Annotated in this window: 19 protein-coding genes; 11 read left to right on the top strand and 8 right to left on the bottom strand. The window is 65.6% G+C overall.

Annotated features, from left to right (window positions below):
* The first annotated feature begins 31 nt into the window (after nt 1-31).
* The gene (locus K1X74_02525) at nt 32-574 is read left to right on the top strand and encodes an SRPBCC family protein (protein ID MBX7165203.1); all 543 of its coding nucleotides are present in this window, start codon (nt 32-34) and stop codon (nt 572-574) included.
* Nucleotides 575-584: 10 nt separating this feature from the next.
* Nucleotides 585-2,024: an alpha/beta fold hydrolase gene (locus K1X74_02520; GenBank protein MBX7165202.1), complete on the top strand. Its 1,440-nt coding sequence runs from the start codon at nt 585-587 to the stop codon at nt 2,022-2,024.
* Nucleotides 2,025-2,055: 31 nt separating this feature from the next.
* On the opposite strand, the gene K1X74_02515 is transcribed toward K1X74_02520, so the two are convergent.
* Nucleotides 2,056-2,619, bottom strand: coding sequence for a hypothetical protein (locus K1X74_02515; protein ID MBX7165201.1), 564 nt, complete (start codon nt 2,617-2,619; stop codon nt 2,056-2,058).
* A gap of 145 nt (nt 2,620-2,764) precedes the next feature.
* On the opposite strand from K1X74_02515, the gene K1X74_02510 reads away from it, so the two are divergent.
* Nucleotides 2,765-5,731 carry an FAD-binding protein gene (locus K1X74_02510; protein MBX7165200.1) on the top strand — a complete coding sequence of 989 codons (2,967 nt, stop codon included), beginning with the start codon at nt 2,765-2,767 and terminating at the stop codon, nt 5,729-5,731.
* Here K1X74_02510 and K1X74_02505 read toward each other — a convergent pair.
* The 3 genes from K1X74_02505 to K1X74_02495 form a co-directional block, all read right to left on the bottom strand.
* Nucleotides 5,728-6,939 carry a hypothetical protein gene (locus tag K1X74_02505; protein ID MBX7165199.1) on the bottom strand — a complete coding sequence of 404 codons (1,212 nt, stop codon included), beginning with the start codon at nt 6,937-6,939 and terminating at the stop codon, nt 5,728-5,730. The two genes, K1X74_02510 and K1X74_02505, sit on opposite strands and share 4 nt — an antisense overlap.
* 182 nt (nt 6,940-7,121) lie before the next feature.
* Complete coding sequence (rpiB, locus tag K1X74_02500) at nt 7,122-7,571, bottom strand: ribose 5-phosphate isomerase B (protein ID MBX7165198.1); 450 nt, start codon at nt 7,569-7,571, stop codon at nt 7,122-7,124.
* Nucleotides 7,572-7,611: 40 nt separating this feature from the next.
* Complete coding sequence (locus tag K1X74_02495; protein ID MBX7165197.1) at nt 7,612-8,730, bottom strand: threonylcarbamoyl-AMP synthase; 1,119 nt, start codon at nt 8,728-8,730, stop codon at nt 7,612-7,614.
* A gap of 304 nt (nt 8,731-9,034) precedes the next feature.
* On the opposite strand from K1X74_02495, the gene K1X74_02490 reads away from it, so the two are divergent.
* The 7 genes from K1X74_02490 to K1X74_02460 all read left to right on the top strand — a co-directional run bounded on the left by K1X74_02490 (nt 9,035) and on the right by K1X74_02460 (nt 19,183).
* On the top strand, nt 9,035-9,973 hold the full coding sequence (locus K1X74_02490) for an SMP-30/gluconolactonase/LRE family protein (GenBank protein MBX7165196.1): 939 nt from the start codon (nt 9,035-9,037) through the stop codon (nt 9,971-9,973).
* 38 nt (nt 9,974-10,011) lie between these two features.
* Entirely contained in the window at nt 10,012-13,050 is a 3,039-nt protein-coding gene (locus tag K1X74_02485; protein ID MBX7165195.1) for a VWA domain-containing protein, read from the top strand.
* A 45-nt stretch (nt 13,051-13,095) separates the two neighbouring features.
* The gene (locus tag K1X74_02480; GenBank protein ID MBX7165194.1) at nt 13,096-14,112 is read left to right on the top strand and encodes a MoxR family ATPase; all 1,017 of its coding nucleotides are present in this window, start codon (nt 13,096-13,098) and stop codon (nt 14,110-14,112) included.
* Nucleotides 14,112-15,011: a DUF58 domain-containing protein gene (locus K1X74_02475; GenBank protein MBX7165193.1), complete on the top strand. Its 900-nt coding sequence runs from the start codon at nt 14,112-14,114 to the stop codon at nt 15,009-15,011. The genes K1X74_02480 and K1X74_02475 overlap by 1 nt, the downstream gene beginning before the upstream one ends.
* Nucleotides 15,012-16,973: a BatA and WFA domain-containing protein gene (locus K1X74_02470; GenBank protein ID MBX7165192.1), complete on the top strand. Its 1,962-nt coding sequence runs from the start codon at nt 15,012-15,014 to the stop codon at nt 16,971-16,973.
* Between the two features lie 54 nt (nt 16,974-17,027).
* Nucleotides 17,028-17,783: a class I SAM-dependent methyltransferase gene (locus tag K1X74_02465; protein MBX7165191.1), complete on the top strand. Its 756-nt coding sequence runs from the start codon at nt 17,028-17,030 to the stop codon at nt 17,781-17,783.
* A 161-nt stretch (nt 17,784-17,944) separates the two neighbouring features.
* Complete coding sequence (locus tag K1X74_02460; protein ID MBX7165190.1) at nt 17,945-19,183, top strand: metallophosphoesterase; 1,239 nt, start codon at nt 17,945-17,947, stop codon at nt 19,181-19,183.
* Between the two features lie 100 nt (nt 19,184-19,283).
* On the opposite strand, the gene fusA is transcribed toward K1X74_02460, so the two are convergent.
* Nucleotides 19,284-21,371 carry an elongation factor G gene (fusA, locus tag K1X74_02455; GenBank protein MBX7165189.1) on the bottom strand — a complete coding sequence of 696 codons (2,088 nt, stop codon included), beginning with the start codon at nt 21,369-21,371 and terminating at the stop codon, nt 19,284-19,286.
* Between the two features lie 562 nt (nt 21,372-21,933).
* Between fusA and K1X74_02450 the strand changes: the two genes are divergently transcribed.
* Nucleotides 21,934-22,734 carry a CAAX prenyl protease-related protein gene (locus K1X74_02450; GenBank protein MBX7165188.1) on the top strand — a complete coding sequence of 267 codons (801 nt, stop codon included), beginning with the start codon at nt 21,934-21,936 and terminating at the stop codon, nt 22,732-22,734.
* A 31-nt stretch (nt 22,735-22,765) separates the two neighbouring features.
* Here the strand turns inward: K1X74_02450 and K1X74_02445 are convergent, their stop codons facing one another.
* The 3 genes from K1X74_02445 to K1X74_02435 form a co-directional block, all read right to left on the bottom strand.
* Nucleotides 22,766-23,884, bottom strand: coding sequence for a tetratricopeptide repeat protein (locus K1X74_02445; protein MBX7165187.1), 1,119 nt, complete (start codon nt 23,882-23,884; stop codon nt 22,766-22,768).
* A 99-nt stretch (nt 23,885-23,983) separates the two neighbouring features.
* Nucleotides 23,984-25,414, bottom strand: a complete 1,431-nt coding sequence (locus K1X74_02440) for a class II fumarate hydratase (protein MBX7165186.1) — start codon at nt 25,412-25,414, stop codon at nt 23,984-23,986.
* A 114-nt stretch (nt 25,415-25,528) separates the two neighbouring features.
* Nucleotides 25,529-25,978 carry a DUF393 domain-containing protein gene (locus K1X74_02435; protein ID MBX7165185.1) on the bottom strand — a complete coding sequence of 150 codons (450 nt, stop codon included), beginning with the start codon at nt 25,976-25,978 and terminating at the stop codon, nt 25,529-25,531.
* Between the last annotated feature and the right edge of the window lie 205 nt (nt 25,979-26,183).

The following is a 26,183-nucleotide window of genomic DNA, read 5'->3' as shown; positions in this document are numbered from 1 at the left end:
TTCCCAAATCCCCTGTGATGCAGGCACACGCATGGCACGCGCCTACCGATTGCAACGCGCTCAACTCATTCGACGGCCTCGGCCTGAGGTATTCGAGTTCTTCTCGGCGGCCGAGAACCTCGAGGCGATCACGCCGCCTGCGCTGTCGTTTCAGATTCTCACGCCGCTGCCGATCGAGCTGCGCAGCGGCACGCTGATCGACTATCGACTGAAGCTCATGGGCATCCCCTTCAATTGGCAGACGCGTATCGACCTGTTCGAGCCGCCGCTGCGGTTTCGCGACAGCCAATTGCAAGGTCCCTATCGCCGCTGGGAACACCTGCACGAGTTCTTCGAGACGGCCGAGGGCACGCTGATGATTGACACGATCGATTACGAAATCCCGCTGGGGCCCTTGGGGGCGCTGGCCCGCATGGTGTTCGTGAGCCGGCAACTGGACGCCATCTTCGACTATCGCCGCGAGCGCGTGTTCGAACTGTTGTCCCACGGCCCCGGCAACTTGCCGGCCACTGGAAGTCGGGGCCCGATCGAAATCTCCTCGGCCGGCCCCCTGGCCACACCCGTCAACTCTTGAGACCACCACCATGTCACGTATCCGTTGGCAGTTGCCGTGCCTGTGGCTGCTTCTTTCGGCCTGCGGTAGTTCGCTGGTCCTTGCTCAGGACGTGCGCTACGAGTTGGGGCATCGCGTCCGCGAGTTCGAACTGGCCTGGGATCGCCAACCGTCGCTCGACGAACGGCTGAAGACGACCCCCTTGCTCAAGCAGGCCGTCACGGCATTTTTCTCGATGCGCATGACCGAAGCGGCACGCCTGCTCGACACGGGCACCTTTCAACTCGAGGGCCGAGGCGAGCCATCGGAGGCGCTGCGCTGGACGCGTTCGCTCGCCGTGACGCTCGATCGCCGGCTGCTCGATCCTGGCGTCGATCCGCTCGGCTTCGCCGTGCGGACGCTCTACGAAGTGCCCGCGGTCGCGATGCCGCTCGCCGAGGTCGAAGCGCTCGTCGCCGCGCGCGAAGGCGGCCAAGAACCGCTGGCCGGCTGCGAATCCCAGAAGCAGCCGCTCACGGCGGTGCCTTTGGCCGGCGAGCTGCGGCTGCCCGCCGACGCCGAGGGCGACTACTGGTTTGTCGGCCGCATCGCCAGCGGCCCCGAGGCCAGCACGACGGCGCAGCGCATTGGCCTGGCCCATGATCTCGCCGCGCGGCTCGCGCGGCTAAACGCATTCGTCGATGCGCTGCCCGCTCGCGGGCGGTCGCTGGAGCAGGAGACGGTCGTCCACCTGACCCGATTGTTGAGCAGCCTCGCACAGGGCAAGACGCCTGAGACCGATTATCCGGCCGCGCGTCTACTCACCGAGGCCGAGGCGCTCGTCGCGGCGAGCGAGCCGTATTACAACGCCCAGCGCGCGGGCCAGTTCTGGATGGCGGTGCCCACCGAGCGCGGCACGCAGTACTGCCGATGGATGGTGCCGCCCGAAGCGACGGGCGGGTCGCCGCGTCCACTGGTCGTCGCGCTGCACGGAGCCGGCGGGAGCGAGAACATGTTCTTCGACGCCTACGGCCATGGCGCGATCGTCGAACAATGTGCCCGGCGAGGCTGGTACCTTGTGGCCCCACGCAGTGCAGGAATGGGCTTGTCGCCGGCCCCGCTGATCGTCGCGGCGTTGGCCGAACGTTTTGCCATCGACCCGCAGCGGGTGTTCCTAGTCGGCCATTCGATGGGCGCGGCGCAGGCTTCGATTTCGGCCTGCCAGGCGACCGGCACCTATGCGGCGGTCGCAGCCCTGGGCGGGGGCGGCACGATCACCAAAGACGCGCAATTGGCCGACCTGCCGTTCTTCGTCGGTATCGGCACCGAAGATTTCGCCTACAGCCGCGCGAAGCAACTGTTCGCCGGGTTGCAACAGGCGGGGGCGCGCAAAGCCGAGCTGCACGAGTATCCCCAGGTTGAGCACCTGGCAATCGTGCAGGTGGCGCTGCCCGACGTGTTTGCCTTGTTCGACCGCGTCGCGGCTGAATGACTCAGCGTCGCGAACCTCGCGCACCGTGCGCTTACAGCGGGTGGTGCGGCAAATGGCGCGGGTAGGGCGGCGACACGTGCGGCGGAGGCGTCTGGCCGGTCTGGTCGCTCCAGCCCAGGCGTTCTTCTTCCGAGGCGTAATGTCGCAGCCAGATCTCGGGATCGTCGCCCATGTTGGCGCAATCCCAGTGCAGATAGTGCCGCGACGACTCGATCTTCTTTTCGTACGATGGCAGGATGTCGCGGTAGATCAGGCAATAGAGCTGGTGGTCGGACAAGTGGTCGGTGAAGTCGAGCACGATTCGCTTGGCATGCAGCCTGCGGATCGTTTCCCACAACAGCGTGTGCAACTGCACGTCGTTCAACTCGCTGGGAGGCGGCAACACCAGCGGTGGACTAAACCACTCGGCGATCGGCAGCACCGGCGCACGCTCCCAGGCCAACATCGACGCGAGGTATTCGTTCTCGCGTTGCGTGGGCAAGGGGCCGACCTGCGAGATCGACTCATCCAAGTAGGGTTCCAACTCGTCGCGCAGCCGCGCATTGAGCAGCAACTGATCGACTTCGTTGGAATGCGAGGCATGAGACTCGGACATCACCCGGCAATCCTGACGCAAGGAATCCTGATGCAGTACCGGCTTTCCCAGCACGGGACGGGAAAACGATGCACAAACTCGACTCTATCAACAATCCACGTGGCTGCAAGATAATGGCGGTCTCCACGACCCCCGCAAATCACGCGTGATTTCAACCCTGGCTATGCACGACCGTCTCTCGCCCGCACATTTAGCGCAACTGGCAAAGTCGCTGGCCGCCGACCTGGCCGGCGAGGCGGTATTCGACCGCTATCACGCCGCTTTGTATGCCACCGATGCCAGCATTTACGAGATCGAGCCGGTCGGTGTGGTTTTTCCGCGGCGCGTCGAGGACGTCGTCGCCACGGTTCAATTCGCCGCCGCGCACGGGCTGGCGATCGTGCCCCGCGGAGGCGGCACGAGCCTCTCGGGCCAGTCGATCGGCGCCGGCATCGTGATCGATTTCAGCCGGCACCTGCGGTCGATCGTCGAGCTCGATCCGCGCGAGCAGACAGCGCGCGTGCAGCCCGGCGTCGTGCTCGACGAATTGAACGCGGCGGCGGCGCGGCACGGTTTGCAGTTCGGCCCGGACGTGGCCACAAGCAGCCGCGCCAACCTGGGCGGCATGATCGGCAACAATTCAGCCGGCTCGCGATCGATTGTCTACGGCAAGGTGGTCGACCACGTCTTGTCGCTCGACTGCGTGCTGGCCGACGGCAGCCGGACGACCTTCGGCCCCGTTACGACCGACGACTTCCACGCGCGGCAGTCTGGCACTTCGCTCGAGGCGAGCGCCTATCGCACGCTCGCCCGCCTGGCCAGCACGGAGCGCGACGAGATTCTCGCGCGGTTCCCGCGCTTGCAGCGGCGCGTCAGCGGTTACAACCTCGACGAGCTGGTGCCCGAGTTCCGGCAATTGCTGCCGGTGCCCAGCATGGTGCACGCGCTGCGGCAGCGCGAGGCGGCGCGGCATCCCGGCGAACTGTTCAACGCGGCGCGCCTGCTCGTCGGATCGGAAGGCACCCTGGCCTGCCTGACCGAGGCGCTCGTGCATCTGGTCCCCTTGCCGGCGGCGCGGGGAGTCCTGGCGTTGCACTTCGCCACTTTGGCCGACGCCGTGGCAGCCGTAGCCTGCGTGCTGCCGCTCGATCCGTCGGCCGTCGAGCTGTTCGACGGGCTGATCGTGCGCATGGCCCGGGAAAGCCTGGAGTATCGCAGCTATCTCGATTTCGTCGTCGGCGATCCCGAGTCGTTGTTGCTGGTTGAAATCAGTGGCGACACGGCCGCCGAAGTCGCTGCGCGGATCGACCGGGCCCAGGCCGAGCTGGCCGGACAGCCGGGGCTGCAATCCACGGTTGTGGCGCTCGAACCGGCGCAGGTCGCCCATGTTTGGGCCTGTCGCAAGGCGGCCTTGCCCTTGATGATGGGCGTGCCCGGGATGCGCAAGCCGATTGCCTTCGTGGAAGACACGGCCGTCGCGCTCGAGCACTTGCCCGAATTTGTCCGCCGGTTTCGCGAGATCCTCCGGGCGAATGGTACGGAGGGCACCTACTACGGCCACGCTTCGGTCGGTTGCCTGCACATCCGCCCCCTGTTGGACACCCGCGATCGGGCCGACGTCGAGCGGCTGGCCAGGATCTCCAGCGAGGTCTGCGACCTGGTGCGCGAATTCGGCGGCGCCATGAGCGGTGAACACGGCGATGGGCTGTCCCGCAGCTATCTCAACGAGCGCATGTTCGGACCGCGCATCTATCAAGCTTTTCGCGAGTTGAAGTCGGCCTTCGATCCGCAGGGCATCTTCAACCCCGGCAAGGTGGTCGAGGGACCCTCGCCGATCGAGCATCTGCGCCATCTGCCGGGCGAGCAGACGCTGCCGGTACTGACGGTCTTCGACTTTGCGGAGCAGGGAGGGTTCGCCGGGGCCGCGGCCCAATGCAGCGGGGTGGGGGTCTGCCGTAAGACGCTCAGCGGCACGATGTGCCCCTCGTTCATGGCCACGCGCGACGAAGAACACAGCACGCGCGGCCGCGCCAATGCCCTGCGCCGTGCGCTGTCGGGCAAGCTGGCAACCGAAGAGCTGTGCAGCCGCGAACTCTACGACACCTTCGACCTGTGTCTGCAGTGCAAGGGCTGCAAGGCCGAGTGCCCGTCGAATGTCGACGTGGCCAAGCTCAAGGCCGAATTCTTGCATCACTACTGGCAGCGGCACGGCGCGCCGCTCGGCACGCGGCTGCTGGCGCAGGTGGCACTGCTCAATCGCTGGGGCTCACGGACGGCACCCGTCTCGAACTGGTTGGCGCATCTGCCGGGAGCGCGATGGCTCGGCCAATGGATGGCGGGCATCGATCGGCGGCGTTCGCTGCCCAGGTTTTCGCGGCAACATTTCCAGGGCTGGTTCGCCCAGCATGCCGCGCCACGCCACGCGGCCACGCGCGGCGACGTCGTGCTCTTGGACGATTGCCTGACGAGCTATTGCGAGCCGCAAGTCAACGCCGCGGCGGTGCGCGTGCTCGAGGTGGCCGGCTATCGCGTGCATCTCGCCGGACTGCCGTGCTGCGGCCGGGCTATGATTTCCAAGGGTCTGCTCGACGACGCCAGACGTCTGGCCGAGGCCAATGTCGCGCGGCTGCTGCCTTGGGCCTTGCAGGGCGTACCCATCGTCGGCTGCGAGCCGAGCTGCGTGTTGACTTTGTCCGACGATTATCGCGACCTGTTGCGCGGGACCGACGCACAGACCGTGGCCGGCGCGGCGCGATTGATCGATCAACTGCTGGCCGACGTACCGCCGGTGCAGGAACCGCAGCCGGCGGCGGAGACCGTGCTGCTGCACGGACACTGCCATCAAAAGGCGCTCGTCGGAGTGGGCCCGACGAGCCAGTGGCTCGAACGGACCACCGGCAGCAAGGTGCAGGTGGTCGACTCGGGCTGCTGCGGCATGGCCGGCTCGTTCGGGTACGAACACTACGAACTGAGCATGCAGATCGGGGACCGGGTGCTGTTCCCCGCTGTGCAAACGCACGACGGTCCGATCGTGGCTCCCGGATTTTCTTGCCGCCACCAGATTCACGACGGCACCGGCAAGCGTGCCGTGCACCCAGTGGAATACATCGCCGCTCGATTGCCGCAGGTCTAGTTGCCGGGCGGCAGCCAGCGGGGATGGTCGGCCCCGCGGTCTTCGATGCCGCCGGTGATCCTCCGCGCCTCGCTGCCGTCGACCGCCGCGACCCAGACGGCCGGCGCCGCGCCGACCTCGGCGCGACAAAACACCAGCCGCTGCCCGTCGGGCGAAACGCTCGCGCGAAAATCCCAGACGCCTTCGACGGCCGCCGTCAGCTCCTGGACCGATCCGTCGCGCGGATCGAGCCGCACGATTTGCGTGCCGCCGCGGGCCTGATCGGGCAGGAAGCGCCGATTGAAATGATCGGTGTCGGCTTGATCGGTCTGGTACTGCCACGGGACGCGCGCCTGGGGCGTGCGGCGCGGAAACACGATCGCGCCATCCGGGGTCCACGTGGGGACATTCGAGCCGCCGCCGCGCGTCGAAGCGCTGCCGTAACTCGCGGCGAACCACATGGCCTGACCCTGTGTCAGCACGCGATGTTCGCTGCCGTCGGCGCGGCCGATGCACACGTCGGCCCAATCGTGGCCCGGGTCATGGCCATAGTCGCAATCGACATACACGACCCACTGCCCATCGGGCGACCACGCGGTGCCGAAATACAGGTGCTCGGGATGACCGGCGAGCTTGACTCGATCGCGCCCCTGGAGATCGCTCGTCCAGACCTGGTAGCCTTCGGGACTGGCCAGGTGAAACGCCACGCGCCGGCGATCGGGGCTGAGGCTCAGCCCGTATGGCAGCCCCTCGCCTGCCGCCGTGAAAGCCTGGGCATCGCTGCCATCGAGCTTGACGCTGTAGATCTGCCCGACGCGATCCTTGACGACCTGAATCAGCAGCCGGTCGTCGCCGACCAACAAGGCCGGTGTGACGAACGGCGCCTTCCGCTCCTGCGTGCAGATTTCCTGCAGGCTGCCGTCCGCCAGGTCGTGAATCCAGAGGTGCGTGGGCGTTTGCGTGTAGTACTCTTCGAACGGGCGACCTGGCCCGTCGCGCCGGGGCTCCATGCTGAGAAACAGGATTCGCCGCCCGTCGCGAAACGCCTCGCTAGGTTGCCAGGTAGCCTGGTTGGGGATCTGGAAGTCGAAATAGCGCAGGTCCGAGCCGTCGGCCGCGACGATGCCGGTGCGACCCTGCGAGGTGAACAACAACCGTGGCACGTCGGCCGAATGCACGGCCTGCGCACCACCGAACACGAGCCACGCGAGCAAGATCGCACGGAACATGCGAGGTTCCCCCGCTGCCTGCTGAAGGGCCAGCCTCGTGCATCGTCAACCCTGAGAACCAGGAGTGGCAATGCACGATCGCCGAAAACGTCGGTGGTTCGGCGGCAAGTCAATTCCCCGTGCTCTGCGAGTGGCTCTCGACCCGAACCTCCAGCGCTGGCAGAGCGCTGATCGCCAGAGCGCTAGTCGCCGCAGTCTTTTTCCAGGTCGTCGATCTTGGCAATTCGCCGCGCGTGCCGGCCGCCTTCGAATTCGGTGGCCAACCAGACCTCGACGATGCGGTCGATCAGCTTTTCGCCCAGCATGTCGGCCGACAAGCAGAGCACGTTGAGGTCGTTGTGCCGGCGGCTCATCTCCGCCGCCAGATCGTCGCTGCAAGGGGCCGCACGCACTCCCTTGACCTTGTTGGCGGCAATGCACATGCCCAATCCGCTACCGCAGATCAGGATCCCGCGATCGACCTCATGGCTGGCCACCTTGCGGGCCACGCTTTCGGCGATATCGGGATAGTCGACGCTTTCGTTGCCGTGGGTCCCCACGTCGACGGCCGCATGTTGCAAGCGGCCGAGCAGGTCGATGATTTTGTCCTTGACCGCGACGCCACGGTGATCGCTGCCGATCGCAATTCGCATCTCGTACACTCCCTCGGGCATTTCCGTGTGCGGCGGCCGCCTAGAGCGGTAATTCCTTAACCCATGCGGTTAGCTCGGCCCGAATCTGGTCGGCACAGCGCTGATAGTGGGCCGTGGTGCCGCCGATCGGGTCGGTCACGTCAGCCCCGCTCCGGCACAACACGCGGGTTCGCGCCGAGGCCTCGGGCCATTCGCCAATAATCGCCTGCCGATGCGCGCCAGTCATCGTGAGGATGTAGTCGGCGTGGCGGACCAGTTGCGGGGTCAGCGGTTGGCTTTCGTGATCGCGCAAGTCGAGTCCCTGGGCCGCCATGACGTTGACGCTTTCGGTACTGGCCCTGCCCCCCATCATAGCCGCGATTCCGGCTGAGACGACCAGCACGCCGCGATCGGGCAACTCGGCCATCGGACAGCCCAGCCGCTCGGCCAGCAATTTCCGGCACATGATCTCAGCCATCGGGCTGCGGCACGTGTTGCCGGTGCAGACAAACAGAATCATCAAGCTGCTGAGCCTCTTGAGCACTTGCTCGCTGACCACCCCCTGGCGGATCAGCTCGAACGATTTCTCCCTGACGCGTACGATCGAAGACGGCTGGCCAAACCGGGTCTGGCCGTCATCGATCACCAACTGCACCTGGTCGTCGAGGGCCGAGACTACCGCGGCCGCCGTGGTCGAGTCGGGGCCTCCGTCGCGGGTGGCGCTGGTCAAGGCCAGGGGGCCCGCCAGCAGTTTGAGCACGTGCTGGATCGCGCCGTGCGCCGGTACGCGCAAGGCCACCCAGCCGTCCGGCGCAACGGCCTGACGAACCGCCGTAGGCAATTGTTGGACCAGACCCTCGGGATGATGGTTCTCGACCACCAAGGTCACCGGCCCCGGCCAGCAGCGCCGCGCCAATCGCCGGCCCAAGGGACTCAGGTCGGGAACATAATCGCAGGCGTCTTCGGCACTCTTGATGGCCAGCGCAACCGGAACCTTGGAGCGCCCCTTGACGGCCAGCAGGCGCTCGACGGCGCTCTCGACCAGTGCGCTAGCAGCCAGTCCGTAGATGGTCTCGGTCGGAAACGCGACGAGCTTGCCCTCGGCCAGTGCTTGCACGGCGCGGTGCACGACGTCGCGCGAATCGTCAGCGCTGCGAAGATCGAAGACAACAGGCGGCATAGACGAGCAATTGCGGCGACGCGCCGAACGGGGCCTCGATTGGCGCGGCGCCACGGATCCGCCGTTGGTGCGATGATCCGAAGCCGCCCTGGCACTATACTGGCCGCAAAGCCGACGAATCAAGCCGCGCCGGGCCAGGACCTTGTGAGCCGGCAGACGGGGAAAAGCTTGCGGGCGCCGGGAAAACCGCGACGATGGAGGCTGGTTGGCTCCCGGCCGGCGCCGGGAAGGTCGAAGTCTCGCGACCAGGGGCGAATGCCTCGTGCCCGCGTTTTTCAGCCCATTCGTACCCGGGCCGCATCGTATGGCATCACGGCGGCGTCTACCGCAATTCCGGCGCTTCGCTCCGCCCGCGATGTTGGCGTGCCTGCTCCTGACGGCCGGTTGTATCGATTCGGGCACCGATCTGCCCGAACTGGTCTGGGGGCGTGCGGGGGTCTCGCCGGGTCGCCTGCAAAAGCCCAGGGCCATCACGCGCGATCACCAGGACCGGCTGTACCTGGTCGACATGACGGCCCGTATCCAGGTGTTCGACCGCGACGGCGGGTATCGATCGTCCTGGCAGACGCCGGCCCACGACAACGGCCGCCCGACTGGTCTGAGCTTCGATCCGCGCGGCCGCATCCTCGTGGCCGATACGCATTACTACCGCGTGCTCATCTACTCGCTGAGCGGCGAACTGCTGCAGTCGATCGGCGGCGTGAATGGTCATGGGCCCGGGCAGTTCGGCTTCGTGACCGATGCCGTGGTCGACGCCGACGGGAACTTCTACGCCGGTGAATACGGCGAGTTCGACCGGATTCAGAAGTTCGATCCCCGGGGCCAGTATCTGCTCGAATGGGGCAGCCACGGCTCCGAGCCGGGGCAATTCCTGCGTCCGCAAAGCCTGGTGTTCGACGACCAGCAACGGCTGTGGGTGACCGATTCGTGCAATCACCGGTTGCAGGTCTTCGACCGGAACGGCAAGCTGCTGCTGGCCTGGGGCGAGCAAGGCAGCGCCCCGGGGCAGCTTTACTACCCGTATGACCTGGCCTTCGACGGCCAAGGACACGTCTACGTTTGTGAATTTGGCAACAGCCGCGTGCAGAAGTTCACGCTCGACGGCCAAAGCGTCGGCTGTTGGGGCACCTACGGCCGGGCCCCGGGACAATTGAACAACCCCTGGGGATTGGTGCGCGACTCTCAAGGGCGGCTGCACGTGCTCGACTCGAACAACCACCGCGTGCAACGCATCGAACTATAGCCGGGCCGTGGGCAGACCTTCGCGGCGACTGGAGCCTGATGCTTCCCTTCCGCGTGCAATTCGATCACCCGTGGTGGCTGGCGGCGCTGCTCTTGGCGCCGCTGCTGTACTGGTGGAGCCGGCGCAGCCTTGCGGCGCTGGGCCCGGTGCGGCGCTGGCTGGCCTTGGCGCTGCGCTTGGCGGTGTTCGCGGCGCTCGTGCTGGCCTTGGCCGAGCTGCGGCTGCTGCGGACCAGCGAGCGCATGACGGTCGTATTCCTGCTCGACCAGTCGCTGAGCATCCCGCCGCAGCAGCGGCAGGCGATGATCGAGTACACCAACGCCGCGATCCGCGAGTTTCGCCGCCCGCAAGACCAGGTCGGCGTGATCGTGTTTGGCCGCGAAGCGGCGTTGGAGATTCCGCCGTTTGACGACGACGTGCAGGTGCCCAGCCAGATCGAGAGCCGCGTCGATCAGGAGCACACCAACCTGGCCGCCGCGCTCCGGTTGGCGCAGGCCTCTTTCCCCGAAGGCGCGGCCCGGCGGATCGTCATCATTTCCGACGGCAATCAGAACCTGGGCGATGTGCTCGAGCAGGCCCGGACGCTAGTCGACGCCGGTGTCGGCGTCGACGTGCAACCGGTGTATTACCAGGCGCGCAGCGACATCAGTGTCGAGAAGCTGGCGCTGCCGGCCGACGTCCGGCAAGGACAGCCGTTCGACATGCGCGTGGTGGTCGAAAACAACACGCCGGTCACCGAGAGCTCCGACGGCCGGGTCAGTGGCACGTTGCGCGTGTCGCAAATCGTCTCCGGGCAGCCCCAGACTATTTCCGAGCAGCCGGTCACGCTGGCCCCCGGCAAACAGGTCTTCACGCTCCGGCAGCAGCTCGATCAGCCGAACTTCTACACCTTCGAAGCCCAATTCATTCCGGACGATCCGGCGGCCGATGCGCTGTCGCAAAACAACCGGGCGACCAACTTCACCTCGATCCGCGGTACCGGTCAGGTGCTGCTGATCGAGAACCACGAGCAGCCGGCTCAGTTCGACCTGATGGTCGAGCAGCTCCGCGCGCACGATCTCGACGTCACGGTCCGCAACACCGATCAGTTGTTCACCAGCCTGGCCGAACTACAGCCGTTCGACACGGTGCTGTTGGCCAACGTGCCGCGCGAGAGTTTCTCGGACGACCAGATCCAAATGCTGGTCAGCAACACCGAGCAGATGGGCGCGGGCCTCGTCATGCTCGGCGGCCCCGAGAGCTTTGGTGCCGGCGGGTGGACCAACACGCCGCTCGAAGAGGCCATGCCGCTCGATTTTCAGATCAAGAACGCCAAGGTGATTCCCAAGGGCGCATTGGCGCTAGTGATGCACGCCTCGGAGCTGGCCAAGGGCAATTACTGGCAAAAGGTCGTGGCCCGCGATTCAATTCGCTCGCTGGGTGATCAGGACTACTGCGGACTGTTGCAATGGCAGGGAACCGATCGTTGGCTCTGGAACCATCCGCAGGGGATGGTCGTCGTCGGTCCCAATCGCCGCAAGATGCTCGCGCTGCTCGACCGCATGACCCCGGGCGACATGCCGGCGTTCGACCCTTCTTTGGTGATGGCCAAGCGCGCGTTCGACGGCCTGAAAGACGCCGCAATCAAGCACATGATCGTAATCAGCGATGGTGATCCCTCGCCGCCGTCGGGCGGGATTGTCCAGGGACTGATCAACAGCAAGATCACCGTCAGCACCGTGGCCGTCGGTACGCACGGCCCCGCCGGCAGCGCCGAGCTGAAAAAGCTCGCGAACGCGACCGGCGGCAAGTACTACTCGGTGACGAACAACGCGATGTTGCCGAAGATCTTCCAGAAAGAGGCCCGCACCGTGTCGCGGCCGCTCGTCTATGAAGACCCCGCGGGCTTTACGCCGCAGATCGTGTTCCCGCACGAGATGACCTCGGGCATCGATCGCGCGCTGCCGCCGTTGACCGGCTATGTGTTGACGACGGTCAAAGCCAACCCCTTGGTCGAAGTGATCGCCGTGTCGCCGGTCGGGGGCGAGCGCCAAAACAACTCGCTCGTGGCGACCTGGACCTATGGACTGGGCAAGACCGTTTGTTTCACGAGCGATGCCGGGGCGCGCTGGGCCAAGGCCTGGACGACCTGGGACGCTTACGGCAAGTTCTTCTCGCAGCTCACGCGGGCCTCGATGCGGCCGGCCGGCGATCAGGGGAAATTCACTGTCACGACCGACGTTGCCAACGGCGAGGCCCAAATCGTCGTCACCGCGTTGGACAAGGACGACGAGTTCCTCAATTTCCTTGATCTCGGCGCGACGGTTCTAGGGCCCGACCTCAAGCCGCGCCAAGTCACGTTCGAGCAAACTGCGCCGGGGCGCTACGTCGGCCGGTTTGCGGCCAAGGAGTCAGGCAGCTACTTCTACATGATCAGCCCAGGACCGGGCCTGGCGCCGATTCGCTCGGGCCTGAATGTGTCGTACTCGGCCGAGTTTCGCGATCGGGCCACGAACGAGCCGCTGCTAAAGCTGTTGGCCAACCTGCGCAGCCGGGGGGGCAGCGCCGGCCGCTTGATCGTCGATCCCGACGGCCGTGGGCGGCTCGAAGGGCTGCTGGCCACGGACGTGTTTCGTCGCGACCTGCATCTGGCCACCAGCAGCCAGGACGTCTGGCACCTGTTACTGTTCGGCGGAGCGTGCCTGTTCCTGGCCGACGTGTTCGTGCGCCGCGTGAGTCTCGACGTGAGTTGGATCGCCCGCGGCGCCACCCGGGTATACAACCGCTTGCGCGGGCGCGGCGAAGCGGCCCCGGCGACCGAGTACATGGACCGTCTGCGCAGCCGCAAGGCCGAAATCGGCGACCAACTCGAGCAGCAGCGCGCCGCCACGCGGTTCGAACCAGCCGGCCCGCCCCCGGCGGGCGATGCACTGGCCGAGGAATTGCCCGATTCGCCGCTGCCCCCCGTCGAGCAACAACCCCGCTCGGGAGGCATTAGCGCGGGCGAGCCCGAGGCCGAGAGCTACACCGAGCGGCTGCTCAAGGCCAAGAAGCAGGTCTGGAAGAATCAGCCGCCGGGCAGCGAAGGCAACAACTAACCGCGACTTTCACTCTCCCCCGCTATCCACACGAGGTCAGCCACGATGTCCCTGGGCGATTCCATGCAACAACAGGCCGAGGAATTTGCGCGGCGCTATCACGCCGTGCGCGAGCAGATCGGCCGCGTGATCGTCGGGCACGACGACGTCGTGCACGGCGTGCTGACCTGCCTGTTTGTCGGCGGGCATTGCCTGCTGGAAGGCGTGCCGGGACTGGGCAAGACGCTGCTGGTGCGCACGCTGGCCCGGGCATTGAGCCTGAAGTTTTCACGCATTCAATTCACGCCCGACTTGATGCCGGCCGACATCCTCGGGACGAACCTGGTGATGGAATCGCCCGACGGGCGGCGCAGTTTCCAGTTTCAGCAAGGTCCGATCTTCACGCAGATCTGCCTGGCCGACGAAATCAACCGCGCTACGCCGAAGACGCAGTCGGCCATGCTCGAGACGATGCAAGAAGGCTCGGTCACCATCGCGGGCCACGTCTACCAACTCGAACGGCCGTTCCTGGTCATGGCCACGCAAAACCCGATCGAGCAGGAAGGAACGTATCCGCTGCCCGAGGCACAGCTCGACCGCTTCATGTTCAAGCTGTTGATCGGCTACTCGAGCCGCCAGGAACTCTCGGCGATCGTTGATCGCACCACGCGGGGCACGCACATCGAGCCGGCCACCGTGATGGACGGGGCCGAGATTCTCCGCTGGCAGGCGCTGGTGCGCGAGGTGATTCTGGCGCCGCACGTGCAAGATTACGTCGTCCGACTCGTGCTGGCGACGCACCCCGACGGTCAATTCGCCGTCCCGATCACGAACCAATATGTCCGCTGGGGTTCCAGCCCACGCGGGGCCCAGACGATCACCCTGGCAGCCAAGGTCCGCGCGCTGCTCGACGGGCGATTCAACGTGAGCTACGAAGACATCCGCCGCGTGTACCTGCCCGCGCTGCGCCACCGAGTGCTGTTGAACTTCGAGGCCCAGGCCGAGAGCGTCGACTCGGACCGCGTGCTGCTCGAGATTCTCGAACAGGTGCCCGAACAGATCAAAGGCGAGCAAGCCGCGTAATGACCACCGTTTCGCCGGACAACGACGAATTGTTGTCGCCCGGGCTGCTCGCGCGGCTTGAACGGCTCGAGTTCGTCACGCGCAAGGTGCTGCGTGGACAAATCAAGGGCGAGCGCCGCAGCCGCCGCCGGGGTCAGAGCGTCGAGTTTGCCGACTACCGCAATTACGTCCACGGCGACGACGTGCGGTTCATCGACTGGAACAGCTACGCCCGGCTCGACCGGCTGTTTCTCAAGCTGTTCCAGGAAGAAGAAGAACTGCACTTTTACGCCTTGATCGACGCCAGCGGCTCGATGGACTTCGGCACACCGACCAAGTTCCGCTACGGGCTGCAACTGGCCGCGGCGCTGGGGTTCATCGGGCTGATACGCTCGGACCGGGTGCGGATCGAAACGCTCGGCCAACCCGCACACGTGCAAACACCCGTGTTGCGCGGGCGCCGCAGTTTGCCGCGGATGCTCGATTACCTGTCCGGCTTCCACGCGGGCGAAAACGTGCCGCTGTCCGAAGGGGTCAAGCGATTCTGCCTGCGCAATCCCGGCCGGGGGATCGTCGTGCTCGCCTCCGATTTGCTGGACAAGCACGGCTACGAAGAGGCGCTGCGCTACCTCGTCGCGCGGCGCTTCGACATCTACGTCATTCACGTGCTGTCCGCCGAGGAACTGCAACCCGAGCTGGCGGGTGACCTGCGGCTCGTCGATTGTGAAGACGCGGACGTGGCCGAGATCTCCGTCAGCGCGCCGCTGATCGCGCGTTATCGGGCCACACTCAACGCCTTCGTCGCCGGCGCGCGCGACTTCTGCCATCGCCGCGGCGTGACTTACCTCTTGGCCAACAACCAGGTACCCGTCGAACAGTTTGTCGGCGGCTACCTGCGCGAGCGAGGACTGGTGCGCTAGATGGGCGGACTAACCTGGCTCAATACGCTCGCGCCTTGGCAATGGGCCGTGCTGGGACTCATCCCGCCGGCGATCATCGCGTTGTATTTTCTCAAGCTGCGCCGCGCGCCGCTGGTGGTGCCGAGCACCTATCTGTGGCATCGTGCGCTCGAAGACCTGCACGTCAACAGCCTCTGGCAGCGGCTGCGGCGGAGCCTGTTGCTGTTGCTGCAATTGCTGCTCGTGGCCCTGGCGATCCTGGCCCTGGTGAACCCGCAGTGGCAGGGACAACAGTTGCAGGGGCAGCGTTTCATCTTTCTGATCGACAACTCGGCCAGCATGTCGGCGACCGACGTCAAGCCCGGCCCCACGCGTCTCGACGAGGCCAAGCGGCGCGTGTTGACGTTGATCGAGAACATGCCGGCCGATTCGGCGGCCATGCTCATCAGCTTTGCCGACTCGGCCCGCGTCGTGCAGCCGTTCACGACCAACCGCGGGGAACTTCGGGCCCGCCTGGCCCAGATCGCGCCGACCGAGCGCACGACTTCGTTGTCCGAGGCGTTGCGCGTCGCGTCGGGCCTGGCCAACCCGGGACGCATCGGCACCGATGCCGGCCGCGACGTGATGGTCGCCGAGGCGCTGCCGGCGACGCTGTATATCGTCAGCGACGGAAAATTCCCCGACGTCGCCGACTTTTCGCTGGGCAACCTCGAACCGATTCTATCGACCGTCGGCAGCCTCGATCCGGCCAACGTGACCGTCGCCGCTTTCGGCGCGCAGCTGCGCAACGCGCAGGAAGGAACCTGGCAGGCCTATGGCCGATTGCAGAATCACGGGACTCAGCCGGTCGAAGTGGCCGTCGAACTCTTGCACAACGGCAACTTGATCGACGCCGACCGCGTATCACTCGCGGCCGGCGGCGCGGCCGGCGTCGATTTCGAGCTGGGAACGATCGAGCCGGGGATCCTCGAACTGCGCGCCGACGTCAGCGACACGCTAGCGCTCGACGATCGGGCCTGGACGCCGATCAACCCGCCGCAGCAGGTGAAGATCGTGCTGGTCAGTTCGGGCAACGCGCCGTTACGGGCCGCGTTGGCGACCGGAACTTTGCAGGAACTCGCCCAAGTCGTGCAGGTCGATCCGAAAGAGCTGAGCACCCCGAGCTTTGCCGAGTCGATCGCCGACGCGCGGCTGGTGATCTTCGATCGCTGCCGCCCGGAAGCGCTACCGCCGTGCAACACGCTGTTCGTTGGAGAGTTGCCGCCGGGCGATCTCTGGTCGGCCGATCCGCCGATCGATGTCCCCTTGGTCATCGACACCGAGCAGGCGCACCCGATGATGCACCTCGTCGAATTGGGTGATGTGTTGTTCGCCGAGGGCACACCGCTGCACCCACCGCCGGGCGCAACCGTGCTGATCGAATCGCAAGCCGGCCCCCTCGCGGCGATTGCCCCGCGCGACAGCTACGAAGACGCCGTGCTGGGATTCACCCTGGGAGGCACGGAGCAGATTGGCACCAACTGGCCCTTGCGCCTGAGCTTCCCGGTGTTCGTCTTGAACACGGTCAATTATCTCGGCGGTCAGCGCGACGCCCTCGTGGCGGGCAGCCTGCATCCGGGCGATCCGGCCGCGATCCGGGCAACGACCGAGCGGCTCAGTGTGCGGACTCCCGACGGCCGCTCGGTGCCCGTCGAACACGGCACTCAGGATGTCTTTCAGTTCGACGATACGGAAAGGCAGGGGGCCTATGACGTTCGTGACGCACAGGGCACGGACCTGGGGCATTTTGCCGTCAATCTGTTCGACGCCGCCGAGAGCGATTTGGCCGTCAAACCGGAAAACTCGGCCACGATTGGCAACGTAGAACTGAAGGCGATCCACCAAGAGCGTGCCCGCTGGCCGCTCTGGCGCTGGTTGGCTGCCGGGGCGTTGGCAGTGTTGTTGGCGGAGTGGTATATCTACAATCGCCGAGTTTACGTGTAAGTGATTTGGACTTACCAGGCCGCGCCCCTTGCGGCCGAATGGACGCCCCCCTTCATGGCCACTCGCAATCCCCGCCCCTTGCAGCCCAAGCGCCGCGTACAACCGCCCGGCCGGCGCAGCAAGGAAGTCAAAGGCATCCAACGCCTGATTGAAAGCCAGCTCATTCGCCGGCTGCCGTTCGATCACTACCGCCACCGCGTGCGGCAGGTGTACGACGGGCCGCAAGGCGCCTTCCTGGCGACGGCCAGCCTGCTGTCGCTGCACAGCCCCTTGTCGGAACGCTGGCTCCGCGTGCGCGAGTTCGATTTGCGCGGCCAGAAGCACATTCTCGACATTGGCAGCGGCGCCGGCCAGATCATCCAGCACCTGCTCAAGTATGCCGATGCCGACGCCACGATCGTGGGTGTCGATCTTTCGCACGCGATGTTGCGCCGCGCGCGCACTCGTCTCAAGAGCGCGCGACCGCGGCTGAGCGTCGCCGACATGACGCGGCTGCCAATGGACGACAATGCCTTCGACGTGGTGACCTGCGGCTACGTCCTCGAACATCTGCCCAACGCCCGCGTGGGCCTAGCCGAGTTGGCCCGCGTCATGCGCCCCGGCGGGCGGCTGCTGCTGTTGACCACCGAGGACAGCCTCAGCGGTGCTTGGACCAGCCGGCTTTGGCATTGCCGCACCTACAGCCGGGCCGAAGTCTACACGGCCTGCGACAGCGTCGGCCTGAAGCTCAAGAAAGAGCTCTGGTTCTCGAACCTGCACAAGTCGTTCCGGGCCGGGGGCATCTGCGTCGAGCTCGAAAAGCAGGCGTAAGCCGCCCTTCACGCCGGCCCGGCCCAAGCTCCCGGCGGCACATCCGCGCTAACCCGAACCAGACTCGAACTGGCCTATGCTAGGCTTGCCCACTTAGACTGGGCGGGCCGCTGTCCGGCGCCGGACAGCGGATCAAGCGACGCTCGCGGGAAGTTCGCCGAATGTTCTGGGCCCTCGACGCAGCGATCCTGGCCTTGGCCCTGGCGGGCCATTTCGCGCTGGGGTTGGCCTATGCCAATCACGTGCACACGCTGCGGCTGCCTCGCGGCGTGATCGCCCTGGGCACGCGTACCGGCCAACTTGCTTTCGTCGTCATCTGGGCCACGATCGCCTGGTGGTTTTACCGGCACGGTTTCGGCATCGTGGCGCGGCCCGCGGGCGATTCGATTCCGGCGGTCTTCGTCTTGTTCCTGCTGGTTACGGTGCCAATCGGCGCGGGCCCGGTGCCGCTGTGGTTCTATCGACGGCTTTGGCCGCGGCCGTGCCCGCAGCTGCGTGCGTCGATTTCGACGCCTTACGACCTGGTCGAACGGCTGGGCCGGCATCCGATTGCTCCCGGCGTGCGAGCGCGGGTAGCGCAGTTGCCGGGCAATCAGTGTTTCGAGATCGACCTGGCCGAAAAAGAGCTGGTGCTGCCGCGGCTGCCCGAGTCGCTCGATGGGCTGTCGATTGCCCACCTGTCCGACCTGCATCTGCACGACGGGCTGTTCGAGCAGGCCTTCTACGACGAAGCGATCGAGCTGACCAACGAGCTGCGCGCCGATCTGGTGATGATCACCGGCGACCTGATCGACCACCGTGCGTGCATCGACTGGATTCCTCCGCTGCTGGGCCGACTCGAATCGCGCTGGGGTGGGTTTGCCATCTTCGGCAATCACGACTGGCTGGTCGGCGAGTGCCCGGCGCTCGAAGCGGCCGTCGCGGCGGCGGGCCTGACGTACCTCGGCGGTCGCTGGCATCGGCTGCTGGTCGACGGCGAAGAAATCTGGTTGGCCGGTAATGAGCTACCCTGGCTGCCGCCCGCCGCGCCGCTCGATGCACGGCCGCGACGCGGCGCCGACGGCCGGCCGCTGTCGATCGCCCTGGTCCACACACCCGATCAGTATGCCTGGGCCCGACGGGGCGATTTCGACCTGATGCTCTCGGGTCACACGCACGGCGGCCAAGTGGCGTTGCCCCGGCTGGGACCGCTCTTTGCCGCCTCGCGAACGGGCGTGCGCTATGCGTCGGGCGTGTTCTACGAAGCCCCGACGGTGCTGCACGTGAGCCGCGGTCTGGCCGGCTGCGAGCCGCTGCGCTTCAATTGCCGCCCGGAGGTCACGAAGCTCACGCTCCGCTGCCCGGCAGGCCGGCGAAGTTCGGCCGACGACGCGGTCCAGGAACTGATCGCGGTCGGCTGAGTCTGCATCTGGCCGGGCGCAAAAACAGAAGCCGAGGAAGCAGTGCGCCTCCTCGGCTTCGGCAGCAGGCAAAAAATGCCTCGTAGATGCTGGGAGCGCCTCAGCGAGCCCCGACCAGTTGGGCCTTCTTTTCGGCGATCACGTCCTGTTGGACCTTGGCCGGCACTCGGCGGTACTTCGAGAACTCCATGGTGAAGGTTCCCTGACCTTGCGTCATGCTCCGCAGGTCGGTCGAGTAGCCGAACGTGTTGGCCAGCGGCACCTCGGCTTCGATCTTGCAGGACGGGCCGATGGCCTCGGTCTGCACGATCATGCCGCGGCGGCTGTTGATGTCGCCGGTCACCGGGCCCTGGAAATTCGTCGGACACTCGACTTCGATCTTCATGATCGGCTCGAGCAGCACCGGCGACGTCTTCAGGAACGTTTCGCGGAAGCAGTTGCGGGCGCAAATCTGGAAGGCCATGTCCGAGCTATCGACGTCGTGGTAGGAGCCATCCTCGAGGACGCCCTTGACGCCAACGATCGGGAAGCCGGCGAGCGGCCCCTTGCTGAGCGAATCGCGGAAGCCTTTTTCGACCGAGGGAATGTATTCACGCGGGATTCGCCCGCCGACCACCTTCTCCTCGAATTCGAAGGTTTCCTCCGCGTCCTCCGGCAGCAGGTCGAGACGGCCCTTGATGTGAGCGTACTGACCCGAGCCACCGGTCTGCTTCTTGTGCTTGAAGTCGTACTCGGCCGCCTTGGTCGGCGCTTCGCGATAGCTGACCTTCGGGGCGCCGACCTCGACTTCGACTTTGTATTCGCGGCGCAGCCGTTCGACGTAAATCTCCAGGTGCAGCTCACCCATGCCCGACATGACCGTCTCGGCCGTCTCTTCGTCGGTCCCGATGCGGAAGGTCGGGTCTTCCTTGCTGAACCGCTGCAGGGCTTTGCTCAGGCGGTCGGCGCTGTCGCGCGACAGCGGAGCGATGGCCATCTTGATCACCGGCTCGGGCACGAACATGTTTTCGAGCGTGCAGTACTTCTGTTCCGAGGCGTACGTGTCGCCGCTGGCACAGTCGATGCCCATCGCCGCGATGATGTCGCCGGCCAGGGCCTCGGGGATTTCCTCGCGTTGATCGGCGTGCATCCGCACCAGCCGGCTCACGCGCTCTTTGCGGCCCGTGCGCTGGTTGATGTACGTTTCGCCCTTGGCCAGCTTGCCCTGGTAGATCCGCATGAAGGTCAACTGACCGTACGGGTCCTCGACGATCTTGAACGCCATGGCGACCAACGGCAGTTTCGGATCGGGGGCCAACGGGAAGGCTTCGTCCGGCTGGTCGTACTTCTTGGCCTTCACTTCACGTTCGTCGGGCGAAGGCAGGTAATTCACGACCGCGTCCAGGAGCGGTTGAATGCCCTTGTTGGCCTTGGCCGAGCCGCACAGCACCGGCGTCAACTCTTGTTCGTTGACGCCCGCCTTGATCGTGCGCTGAATCAGGTCGAGCGGCACTTCTTCCTCGGCCAGCAGCAGCTCCATCATCTCGTCGCTGTACATGGCGAGTTGTTCGAGCATGTGATGACGCGCCAGCTCGACTTCTTCCTGGCGATCGGCCGGCACCGGCTCGCGGCGGACCTTCTCGCCGTTGTTGCCGTCGAAATACACGGCCTCGCGGGTGATCAGGTCGATCACGCCCTGGAAGTTGTCTTCCTTGCCCATCGGCAACTGCAGGAACACGGCGTCGCAGCCGAGCTTATCGCGAAGCTGCTTGACGACGCGCTCGGCGTCGGCACCGGTGCGGTCCATCTTGTTGATGAACGCCAGCCGGGGCACGTGGTATCGCTTCATCTGGCGGTCGACCGTAATCGACTGCGACTGCACCCCGCCCACGGCGCACAGCACGAGCACCGCGCCGTCGAGCACGCGCAGGCTGCGTTCGACCTCGACGGTGAAGTCGACGTGGCCCGGAGTGTCGATCAGGTTGATGACCGTCTCGTCCCACTGCACCTGGGTGGCGGCGCTGGTGATGGTGATACCGCGCTCGCGCTCCAGCTCCATGTGGTCCATCGTGGCGCCGTCGCCGTCGCCTTTGACCTCTTGGATGCGGTGGATCCGGCCCGCGTAGAACAGGATCCGCTCGCTCAAGGTCGTCTTGCCCGAATCGATGTGAGCGGAGATGCCGATGTTGCGCAGGTTCTTCAGGTTCATGGGTTGGAAATTCCAGTCGATTCCAAAGTCAGGATCAATTTCCAGGCAGGCAATGGACCCGCCGAACACCGGATGCGCGACCGACATCCTCCAATTGGCCCGTGCATCCTGCAAGATCAACCCGCGGCGCGTTGTCCCAAGCGACAACAGCGCCAGCGCAATTGTTCCGCCGGGGATGTCACGGCCAGCAGAGTCGGCCGCGAAACGGCCTGAAACCGGCCCCCGAACCGCTGGGGCCGGCGAAGGAGGCGGGCTACCGGTATGGTCATCCTAATCCAATTCGTCGTTTCGCAAAGGCCAAATTGATGCAATCCGTGCGATCGTGAGCCTTTGCAACATGCCCTTGGCCCTTGCCTGGGTTGAGAGAAGATGCGAATTGCACGCGGGTTTGCCTCGCAGCAGGTTGACTCATCCTTTTGCGCCCAATAGGTTTAGCATCCCTTAACCGGAAGCGTGCATTCGCGCCGGGTCGGACAGGCAATACCGGCCACAGGCAGTCCGCTAGCACACTGACGAACACAGAATTAACGGGAACGATCCGTCACCTCGGGTGGGACAAAGCATGGCCGATGAGACTTCCGCTGCGACACCGCCCGAGGCAACGACGACAAACCGAGCGCTGCCTCGGTGGGCCGTCTTCGTCGTGCCCTTTGTCGTCTACATGCTCTGCAACTCGCTCGAGCCGGCGGCCCCGGTGCCAGGCGAGCCGGCCCCCGAGTCGCGGCTGGGCATTTCGATCGGCTATGAACACTACCCGCTGGTCTACACGTTCAAACTGGCCGCGACGCTCGTGGCCATGGCCATCGTCTGGCCTGGCTATCGTGCCTTTCCCTGGCGGGTGAACTGGCTTGCGCCGGTCGTGGGCCTGGTCGGCGCCGTGCTCTGGATCGCCCTGTGCCAACCGGCCATCCAGGACATGCTGCGCGATTGGTTGACCGCAGTGGGTCTGGGCGAAATGGTGTCGGAGAAGTTGCGCGCCGGCTTCAACCCGCTCGAACAACTGGCGGCGCATCCGGCCTGGGCCTGGGGCTTTTTGCTGATCCGCTTCTTTGGGCTGAGCGTGATCGTGCCCTGGATCGAGGAGTACTTTATCCGCGGCTTCTTATTGCGTTTCCTGGGCGGGGCCGAGTGGTGGCAAACGCCCTTTGGCACCTACCAGGGCACGGCGCTGGCCATCACCACGCTGTTCTTTGCCGCGACGCACCCTTTGACCGAATTGGCCGGAGCGCTGGCGTGGTTCTCGCTCGTGTCGTGGCTGATGCTATGGACGCGCAACATCTGGGATTGCGTGGTCGCCCACGGCGTCACGAACCTGGCCATGGGCATCTACGTCGTCGCGACGGGCGCCTGGTATTTGATGTAGCGCGGACGGCGCTCGCAGCCGTGGCGCCGCACTACTCGACCGAGCCGCGGGGGGCGCGGGCCGAGTCAGCGCCCGGCTTGGCTTGCGGCTGCGGGTCGCGATAGGGCTGGCTGGCCTGGTACAGCTCGAGACGCTGCGCATAGACCTCGGCCAGCTCTTCCGGCGCTTTGTCGAGGGCCTGCAGGATCACGGCCTCGGCCTCGGTGTACTGGCCGGCGCTGGCCAGCGCGGCGGCGAGCGTGTCGAGATAGCGCGGGTCGTCCTGGCCGTCGAGTTCGATCGCCTTCCGCGCGGCTTGGATCGCCTTGTCTTTGTCCCGGTAATGTTCTTCCGGACAGGTGGCCATCAGCCAGGCCGCGCTCTGATAGGCCCGGCCCAGCTTTTTGTCGATCCGCATGGCGGCACGGTAGTCGAGCGAAGCCTTGTCGTAGCGGCCCGTGTCGGCATAGGCGTCGCCGCGATTGGTATACGCGGCGGCATTGGTCGCATCGATGCGGATCGCCTCAGTGTAGTCGGCAATCGCTGCTTCGTAGTCGCCCAAGCGATAGAACGAGTGACCGCGGCCGTTGTACAGCTCCGAGTCGGGCGCGGAGCTCAGGCGAATGGCCTCGTCATAATCGGCAACGGCATCGGCATAGGCGCCGCGCTCGTAATACAGCTCGGCCCGGTTGTAGTATGCGTTGGCATGCTTCGGATTGAGCTCGATCGCGCGGGTGAAGTCCTCGAGGGCTTCGCTGTACTTGCCCAACATGGCCAGGCTGACGCCGCGGTTGTGATACGACTGCCAGCGTTCGGTATCGAGCGTCAGCGCCGCGTCGAAGTCAGTCACCGCCAGATCGTCCTTGCCGGCGGCCGAATGTCGGGCCCCGCGATGATCGTAGGCCCAGGCCATCAGGCGATAGGCATAGGCTGTATCCGTGGCGTTCAGCCCGGTGCCGGTGTTGAGCGCCTGTTCGCAGGCGTTGATGATCTGGGTGTAATCGTCGACGGTCTTGGCCCGTGCGGCGAAGCTCTCGTAGACCCGGCGAATGGCATCGGCGCCGGGGCTGAGTTTTTCGGCGGGCGTTTGTGCCCGGGCCGGCAAGGCTCCCCAGCACCCGAAGAGCAGCAAGGCGCCTGCGAGCATGCGGCGGGCGTGCAGCGTAAGCATGATGATCGATCCTCCCTGATCGAGTGCCCCGCGTTTTCCTGGTCGAGCGGGGCGTTGGTCGTGAAAGCCGTCTGGTTTCTGTGCCTCGGGTTCGGGGCATCAGTCCTGTTGCGGTTCGGTCATCCGCCACGGGTCGAGCGCTTTGTCGAGCACGTCGCGCGGCAGGATGTTTTGCTCGGTGCACAGTTCGCGAATGGTCTTGCCGGTCTTGAAGGCCTCCTTGGCCAACGCGGCGGCCCGCTCGTAGCCGATGTGCGGGTTCAAGCTCGTGACCATGGAGAGGCTTTTTTCGACCGATGCGGTGCACTGCTCGGTGTTGGCGTCCATCTCGTCGACGCAGAAATCGACGAAGGCTTCGCTGCCCGCGGCGAGCAGCTCGATGCTCTCGAGCGTCGCGTGTCCCATCACCGGCATCATGATATTTAGCTGGAATTGCCCGCCCGTGGCACCGCTGATCGCCACGGTCTGGTCGTTGCCCATCACGCGTGCGGCGACCTGCATCAGGCTTTCGCACATCACCGGGTTGACCTTGCCGGGCATGATCGAGCTGCCGGGCTGCCGGTCGGGCAACATCAGCTCGTAAAACCCGCAGCGCGGGCCCGAGCCCAACCAGCGAATGTTGTTGGCCACGTTGAACAACGTGCTGGCAATGGCCCGCAGTTGTCCATGGCATTCGACGAGCCCATCGCGCTGGGCGTTGGCCTCGAAATGGTTGGCGGCTTCGACGAAGGCGATGCCGGTCTCCTGGGCCAAGGCGGCGGCGACCCGGCGGCCGAACTCGGGATGGGTGTTGATGCCGGTGCCCACGGCCGTTCCGCCGACGGGTAGTTCGAGCACCGCCTCCGCGGCCCGCTTCGCGCGATCGACCGACAGTTCGAGTTGGCGTGCAAAGCCGCCGATCTCCTGCCCCAGCCGCAGCGGCGTGGCATCGGCCAGGTGCGTACGGCCGATCTTGATGATCTTGTCCCACTCGGCGGCTTTCGCTGCGAGCGATGCGGCCAGCCGCCGCAACGCCGGAATCAATCGGCGCTCGATCTCCAGCGCCACCGCAACGTGGATCGCCGTCGGAAACGTGTCGTTGGTGCTTTGGCCCATGTTGACGTGATCGTTCGGATGGATGGGCTTGGCCGCGGCCATCCGATCGCCACCGTCGAGCTCGATCGCCCGATTGGCGATCACCTCGTTGGCGTTCATGTTGCTCGAGGTGCCCGAGCCGGTCTGAAAGACGTCGATCGGAAACTGGTCGTCGAACTTGCCGGCGATGACCTCGCGGCAGGCGGACAGCAGCTTTTCAACCTGGTCGTCGGACAGGCGGTTCTTGCCCGAATGCGTCAACTTGCCCAGATCGCGATTCGCCACGGCGGCCGCGTACTTGACCAGCCCCATCGCCCGAACGAGTGCCGGCCGTAACGTCCAGCCCGAAATGGGAAAGTTCTCGACGGCCCGCTGCGTTTGGGCGCCGTAATAGGCCCGTGCGGGCACCCGCACTTCGCCCATCGAATCGCGTTCGATGCGAAACTCGCTACTCATGTTGACCCTGGCAAGAAGTTGGTCCCGGCGCAACGGGCGCTTTTCCGCGCGTATGGTAGCGAAAGCCCAGTACGGAACAAAGGTCGGAAGCCCCACGCCGCAGGCGGAAAACCGCTAGCGGCGATGCAGCGCGCAACTGCCGTCGGGACAGTCGTCGCCGACGCGGCCAAAGCGGTAACGGCGAAGGGCCACTTGCCGGTAGAGCCAGTGCCAGAGTCCCCGTGTGCCGGGCAAGTGCGCCAGGGGTGCAGCCCACCAGAGCCGCGTCAGCCGTCGGGTCAGATAGACCACGGCGTCGGCCCCCCCATGTCGGTGGCCGCGGGAATCCATGATCACCATTTCCCGCATCAGCTCGTCGTGGGTCAGGTGAGGCCACCGCCGGGCGACCTCGGGGTCGTGCAGTGAAAGGTAGGCCAGGCGGCCGGACGTGTCCCAGCGGGCCAGCCGCTGGACCTGGGCCGTGCAGATCTTGCAATGGCCGTCGTAGATCACCACGTCTGCCCCCGGTCGGGCAGCGGGGTCGGGCAGAGCCGGAGCGAAGGCCGCAGGGGCAACGTGGGACATCGAACGCCGCCAAATCGAGTGGATACTGGGCGCCCGCCGCCGAACCATAGATATCGGGGTGCGGAACTCAGTGATATTATGAATCATAGGGCCAGGGCGACGACCCGGCTTGCTTCGCCGCGCTCGTATCCTTGCCAGGGTGCGTAGCACAAGCGGGGGGAGCGGCGATTTCGCCAGGGTGGCAGCGATCGGTTTGTCCCGGGGG

The sequence above is a fragment of the Pirellulales bacterium genome (assembly GCA_019694435.1).
Taxonomy (GTDB): Bacteria; Planctomycetota; Planctomycetia; order Pirellulales; family JAEUIK01; genus JAIBBZ01.
The sequence above is the reverse complement of the archived record's forward strand: the minus strand, read 5'-3'. Positions and strand labels throughout refer to the sequence as shown.